This window comes from uncultured Granulicatella sp., from assembly GCF_963521425.1.
Lineage (GTDB): Bacteria > Bacillota > Bacilli > Lactobacillales > Aerococcaceae > Granulicatella.
Genome location: NZ_CAUQUN010000041.1, coordinates 1 through 7,344, shown reverse-complemented (window position 1 = coordinate 7,344; position 7,344 = coordinate 1). Strand labels below are relative to the sequence as shown.

Genomic DNA, 7,344 nt, shown 5'->3' with positions numbered 1-7,344 from the left:
CTTTCTCTTCTCTAGTAAAACTATCCCCCGGTCCACTCTTATCCTTTAAAGTAGCCTTCCTAGCCTCCTCTATACGTTTTTCAAACCCTTCTAATTGTAGTTGATCAGATTTATTCAAGTCTGACAACTTCACTTTTTTAATATTTCCATCTGAATCATTATACGAAATAATTGGTCCTTCATTTTTTGATAAAATCTCTAGATAATAATCCTTATAATACTGTAACATTAAGAAATCAATATCAAGAGGTGCAGAAAAGAAAATATCGAATTTTTCTAAATGATTTATCCAAGATAACAATGATTCTGAGAGGATATCACATATTTGCCAAGAACTAACCCTGGCAATGTCTTCATCATTCAATATTCTACCATCTTCCAATTTCACCAAATCATTACGATCAATGCCTATTTCTAGTAACTGTTGGATAACATATTTTATCCTTCCCCAACCACCTCCGTATCTTTCATTATCAAAATCCAATAAAGTAATATGAGGAATTCTGAGAAAACGCAATAATTTCCAAAAATAGTTGACATGTCTACCCCCTAGAGGGACAATTGAAATCTCAGAGCTATCAATCTCTTTCCCAAGTAAATCAAAAAACTTTGGTAATAGCAGTTCCTCACTATCACCTTCACCTAGAATTACTAACTTGGCAAAATATAGTTCAGGATAGGCTTGAATTGCTCCCCTAATGTATTTATATGATTCAGCAGTATCTTGTGGTAGTTTTATATCAGAAACAATGGTTTGAAGAACTTTGTCATTACTTTCAATTCTTAGATACCTCAGTTCTTCTGGTTCAATTCTTTTTACAATAGCTGGAGAATGCGATGTTAAAATTACTTGAGAGTTATAATTACTACTTAATTGTTTGAATCTTTTTACGAGTTTTCCAATATGATGAGGAGCAATATGATTTTCCGGTTCCTCTATTGCTAAGATAGTTAGTATTGGAGGTAGCAACTTAAATCTTGGATTATCAGGATTCTCTTCACGATCTTTTGTAATTGTTAATTCAATATCAAGTATCGAATTAACAAGTGAAAAATAAAAGATAGATCTTAGTCCATCTCCTAAATCTGAAACCGTAAATGCTTCTTCAGTAGCTGTTGGTGAAAATTTTAAATCGATCTGTCTGAGGGCTACCGCTAACTCAGAAGAATTAATAGTTAACTCTGCCTGAGAGAATCGTTTATCTTCATGATACAGTGCCCACGATTTTTGAATCCCTTGGTTGATCTTAGCTAATGCTCCATTGTCAGATAGAAAAGTATTATTCAACTCACCAATTTTATCGGTAATTTCCTTTATTTCATCTTCAGTCCAATTTATACTATTTACTAACCTACTTAACATACTACCAGAAGCATTCCCCAACTCCTTCTCAGGTGTTCTTGAAGCTGGTACATAAAGTACCCTAATTTTATCTAAATCTTTTCTAGGAGCACGATGCCTGTCCTCATCTTTAATAATTTCTTCATCAGATGAAATATAATAGATTTGAGTATCAACACTTCCTTCAACTGTTCCATCATCTTCCCAGGAAGATTCTAATCTGATTCGTAAAAAAGGTTTTGCACCATCTTGAGAAACTGTAAAGTGCTCGAAAAATGTTGGAATGGCTGGTCCATAGACAGTTCCAACAAGTTCATCAAACTCAAAAATAGTTTCTATAAAAAGATTTCTTGTGTTTTCACCAGGTCTTAACCCTTTTGGTAAATGAAAATCACTTTTTCGAATGATTCTATCACTTTGTTTATCTGAAAATAATTTACTCAATGCCTGTAATACAGTTGTCTTTCCTGAACTATTATTCCCTATAAGTACAGTTTGATTATTAAAGTTAATTGCTTGACACTCCCCAAAAGATCTAAAATTATTAATAACCATTTTTGTTAACTTCATTACTTGTCCTCGTCTCCTAAATTCAATTGTTTTAATTTTAAGTGTTATTTTCCACCTTCGACATAAATTCCTCAACCTACTCTATTACCCAAAAAGGCATCATTGAAGAGTGACAGATGCTTAACATTGATCTATTTTTAAAGCATAGACACACATCTTCTATGAATTCATGGCAAATAGTGTCTATAAATTCTGTTGAAATAGTACTTGTTCCGTTTTTATAACAGCTAAGGGCTATTGCGTAAAATTTATACAATTCGAGCAAATCTGTTTTTGTCAGACCATGTGTTTTTCGTAGAATTTTATATTGTTACCAATTAATTATAATATGCTCCTTTTACTTGATAATACTATTATAACATTTAAAAATAAAAATTGTTTAGCTGACTCATCAGTGCTTGCTTTAGAGATTTTAAAGAACTGTAATGTTTTTTACAATTCCAATGAATTCTTATTTTAAAAATTACGAACATAGTTGTAGTTTATAACCAACAATCATACATACTTCTTATAAGCTAATGTCAGTAAATCTTGGCCTTTAATAGTATGTTGATTATTAAAATTTCTTCCGATTTGTCCTAATAAATAACTATATATTTGTAAATCTCCATTAGAGGTTATATAACCATGATTTCTCAAAATCTTCTTTTGTGTTTTAGAAAGCTTTTCTACATACTTTTTTGGCATAGTTAAAGGTTTATTTGCTAGAGAAAAATAACCTAATAAATTTATCGTTTGATCAAACATCAAATAAGTCGTAGAAGCTCCTACTTTCTCTAAATGAATTGCCTTATTATGTAAAAAGTATTCTACATCATTTGATTTTCCATTTTATTGCGAAATACTTTTAAATCTATTAATTATTTCATTCAGTTCATAATCAGATAATTCTTCCATTAATTGTCGTAAAGTTAAAATTTGATATTTCACTTTTTAGACTCCTTTAACTGGCGAACAAAATTTGATACTTCGTCTTTTCCTCTTAAAGTCTCAGCAGAAAATTCGGTTAAATTAGGCTTTCGATTATTTTCCAGAGCTTTAACCAATGCATCTGTATGAGTATGATTAAATATAATATTAGCTGTGAAACTTTCTGTTACCATAACATAACCTCCTTCTCACTCTACTTAATAGATAACTTCCCATCTTCCAATACATAAATTTTATGATAGTCCTCTGGATGTTTCGGTATACGGTGAGAAATTTCAATGAAACTAATTTGTCTGTCTTTTAATAGTTCTCGAATAAAAGTAGTGGTTTCTTCATCAACTGCAGAAGAAAATTCATCTATTAATAATACTTCATAAGAACGAAGCAATAATCGAGCTAAACATAATCGTGCTTTTTCTCCTCCAGATAAATTGTCAACTAAATTTACAGTTTCATCCATTAAATCATATCGTTCAAGTAAATAAGACAAATGCACTTCTTTTAAAACATTCTCCAACTGTTCTACAGAATACTCTTCACCAAGGGTTAGATTAAACGCTAATGAATTCATGAAAATTGTAGTTTCTTGCATAAAATAACCAATCTTAGCTTTTTGAAAAGCATTATTCTTCTCAGATGCCTCGACTCCTGCAAAGCTTATTTGACCAGATTGTGGATGGATATCTCCATAAATACAATCTAATAAAGTTGTTTTCCCACTTCCTGATGGCCCCATTAATAAAACCCGTTCTCCTTTATTCATCATAAAGTGTAAATCGTTTAAAATCGTATGTTCTTTTACTGTCAAATGAATATTCGTTAACTGAATAGGAAAAACATCTGTAACGAGTACTTCTTCTTCCTCCATTGGTTCAAATTCCAAATATTTGTTCATTCGTTGAACCATCGGAATCGTCGTATTTATTCTTTGATAAAAATCCATCGCATTTAATAATGGACTAATAATACGATCACTTGCTAAATAAATTGCCATTACAACGGATAATTTTAAATCGCCTTGAATAGAAAAATAAACTCCAATTGCTAAAGGAAGAAAAGAACTAATTCCGGATACTAAATTCGCTAATATTTTTGAAAGAAAACGTAAATGATTCATCTGATAATAATCTTCTTCCGTTTCACGAATTTTACAACCCAAATTCGAAATGGCAATCGATTCTACTCGAAAATTTTTAATGACACGCTTATAATCAATGAACTCATGTTGCCTTGCAATATATTGTTGATTATTCTGTGACCACTCTTGTGCCTTAACTTTAATCTTCTTCGTAAACAAATGTGGAATTAACAACGGTAAAATCGCAAAAGCTAAGAAAATTATCGTCATTTTCAAATCTAAAATTGCAATATAAATAAAGGTAACAAATGAAAAAGTCAGACAATAGACAAAACTAATAAACGAAACAATCCCTTGTTGTTGAATTACATTCCATTCCGTTAATAAAATGGACTCCACTTCAGTTGGTTCAAAGTCGCCTGCATAATAATTCGCAATCAGTTTTTCCTTCGTTTGAATCGTCAATAATTTTAATAGTCGTTGTTGAAATTCATCCCAAATAAACACTCCAAAACGAACAAAACCATACCCTAATATCCCAACAATCGAAATAAGTACTAAATCCGAAACATTTTTAGAAGTTCCCACTTCGATTAAATTGGAAATAAAATAAGGAATTACAATCCCATCCAATGCCGTAATACCCATTCCAATAACAATGAGCAAAAGAATTTTCTTTGGAATCGATTGGAATAATTTTAATAAACTCAGCATATTTCATTTCTCCCTTTTTTCAGCATTATTGTTCACTATATCGCAAAGTAGTGTTTTAGTAAATAGTATTCTAAAAGAATATGACTTTTCATAGAAATAGCAGTAATAGAAGTCACTTTGACTTCTATTACTGCTACCGTCCTTTCTGCTACTATAAATAAAGTCATTTACGCATTTATCTCCCTCATCACAATGCTTCCATCTTTAATTTCTAAACAATAATCAAATTGTTGCATAAATTCTTCATCATATTGGTGTGTACTATAAACGATTAATTTATTTTCTAACTGTTTCACTACTTCTTCTACTTTCAAGCGATTCTGAGAATCCAACCCAGCAGTCGGTTCATCAAATAATAAAATTTCTCTATCAAAGAATAATAATCTCGCCAAATCAATTCTTCTCTTTTCACCACCTGATGCAGTCGAAAGAATACTATCAAACTCCGTTGACTGATCCGCCCATTTTTCTAATCCAACTTGCTTACATAACACTTGAAACTCAGAATCAGTAATTGAATTTTGTAAACTAATATTCTCTTTTAATGATAATTGAAAGAGTGAAGTTTCTTGCCCAATATAAGAAATTTGATGAGAAATTTTTTCTAATTCAGAACTATCCAATAATTTCCCATTTTCTAATTGGAATTTCAATGACTGATTTTTAACAGGAATTGAACCAATCAATGATTTTAAAAAGGTTGATTTTCCACTGCCACTTTCACCAATCAAAAGATACTTCTTCCCTTTTTCTAATTGAAGATTCAAATGTTGAAATATTAGTTTTTCATCAAAATTTACCGAAAAATCTTCAAAAATAATTTTCTGGATATTAGATTCTTCTTTTACAGCTTCAATGTTTCTTTGATCAATGATTTCAAACACTTTATCTTTCACACTTTTAGCAGCGACTACTTCCGTATAACTCGCTCCAAATCCTTGAATAGGATATGCTACATATTGTGTTAATTGTTTAATTGTAAAAAATACTGCTAAAGTAACCGAATGGTTTAATACAAAATAACCTCCTAATACCCAAGAGAATACATTTACAAACATTCTCAATCCATAAGAAATTGCATAAACAAATTTATTAGTATGAGTTACGTATACCTTTGCTTCTACTAAATCACGACTTTTACTTCTTAAACGTTTATTAAATAACGGAAAAACATCATATACTTTTAAAGTTGTAAAAGAATCGAATATTTCTGTTAATAACGATAAATACTTTTCATTGATTTGAGATAAATTTAATTTTGCATTTCCTAAAATTTTCCTTGAAAAATATGGCAACGCAAATGGTAACGAACTTAATCCAATCATTAAAATAGCAAACAAAGGACTAATGACTATGGCAGATACGAATCCTAAAATAAATACCCATACATCATTGTACATACTTAACAATTCTTTAATATAATCACTTTCAATAGTTTCTAAATCTTTTGTGTACATATTTAAGTAGTAATCTCTACCTAATTTTTCAAACTCCACAATGGATTTACTTTCAATTGATTCGAGTAAATCTTCTCGAATATGATACATTAATTCTTGCGTAAGTCTTTCATTTACAACATCTACTGCATAATCTAAATATGAATCAATCAATACATATACAAAGGATAAAACTGCAATCCATATAAAATTTTCAAATCTACCTTCGGTGATAGTTTCCACTAATAAATTAATAATATAAGCCATAAAAACAACAGATACTGCCCCAAGCATACTAACGAAAGAAAAGGCAATAAATGGTTTCATACTTTTACGAATATAACGATACATTAAATTTCCTCCATAAAAATCTAAAATACATACATTACTCGATTAAAAAACATGATGTTACCTCCTTCACATTAAATTTTAGAAAATTAAAATACTTCCAATTCAGATTATAGTTTAATTAAAAAATAAAAACAATACGATTAGAAAATTTCTCAATAGAACTTTTACATCAGACATATTTTGACAATGGACAAAGCCATTTACGCTTTACGTATTCTACTTCTAAGCGCTATCCCCTAGATACAACAAGTAATGACTTTTCATAGTAGCAGTAGTATTAGAAGTCGCTTCGACTTCTAATACAGGAAACTTTGAGACCTTAGGCTCAAAGTTTAGGCATGAAACCGAAGGTTTGCTGCCGTCCTTTCTGCTACTATAGACAAAGTCATGTACGCATAAAAAAACATCTCATAAATGCTCCTCGCATTTACAAGATGTTTATAAAATTAGTTATTATTGTTGTTATCTAAGAAATAAATCAACGTTTGTAATTCGTTTGTTAAGTCAACGTTTTGAACACGAATATGATCTGGTGCAGTTAAACGAAGCGGTGTGAAGTTTAAAATACCACGTACATTAGCTTCCACTAATAAATTAGCAGTTTCTTGAGCAACCTCTTGAGGAACTGTTAAAATCGCCACTTGAATTTGTTGTACACGAAGTTGTTCTACTAAATCGTTCATAGAATAAACTGGAACTCCACTCACAATTTTACCTACCATACTTTCGTCAACTTCAAATGCAGCACTAATTCTAACATGATTACTTTGGTGGAAATTATAGTTTAATAAAGCTTGCCCTAAATTTCCCACTCCCACTAAAGCAACATTTGTTAAACGATCATGATTTAATTGTTGACTGAAGAAGTCTAATAAATACTCCACATCATAACCATAACCACGTTTTCCTAACGCTCCAAAATA

General features: G+C 30.6%; 6 protein-coding genes. All 6 read right to left on the bottom strand.

What is annotated here, in order from left to right; genetic code table 11:
- Positions 1-1,912, bottom strand: a 1,912-nt coding sequence (locus RWO76_RS08590) for an AAA family ATPase (protein ID WP_314355229.1), incomplete at its 3' end; no start/stop codon positions are given.
- Between the two features lie 495 nt (positions 1,913-2,407).
- Positions 2,408-2,662: a hypothetical protein gene (locus tag RWO76_RS08585; RefSeq protein ID WP_314355228.1), complete on the bottom strand. Its 255-nt coding sequence runs from the start codon at positions 2,660-2,662 to the stop codon at positions 2,408-2,410.
- 176 nt (positions 2,663-2,838) lie between these two features.
- The gene (locus RWO76_RS08580) at positions 2,839-3,015 is read right to left on the bottom strand and encodes a hypothetical protein (protein WP_314355227.1); all 177 of its coding nucleotides are present in this window, start codon (positions 3,013-3,015) and stop codon (positions 2,839-2,841) included.
- 20 nt (positions 3,016-3,035) lie between these two features.
- The gene (locus RWO76_RS08575; RefSeq protein WP_314355226.1) at positions 3,036-4,634 is read right to left on the bottom strand and encodes an ABC transporter ATP-binding protein; all 1,599 of its coding nucleotides are present in this window, start codon (positions 4,632-4,634) and stop codon (positions 3,036-3,038) included.
- A gap of 167 nt (positions 4,635-4,801) precedes the next feature.
- Entirely contained in the window at positions 4,802-6,421 is a 1,620-nt protein-coding gene (locus RWO76_RS08570) for an ABC transporter ATP-binding protein (RefSeq protein WP_314355225.1), read from the bottom strand.
- Between the two features lie 446 nt (positions 6,422-6,867).
- On the bottom strand, positions 6,868-7,344 hold a 477-nt coding region (locus tag RWO76_RS08565), incomplete at its 5' end, for a redox-sensing transcriptional repressor Rex (RefSeq protein WP_314355224.1).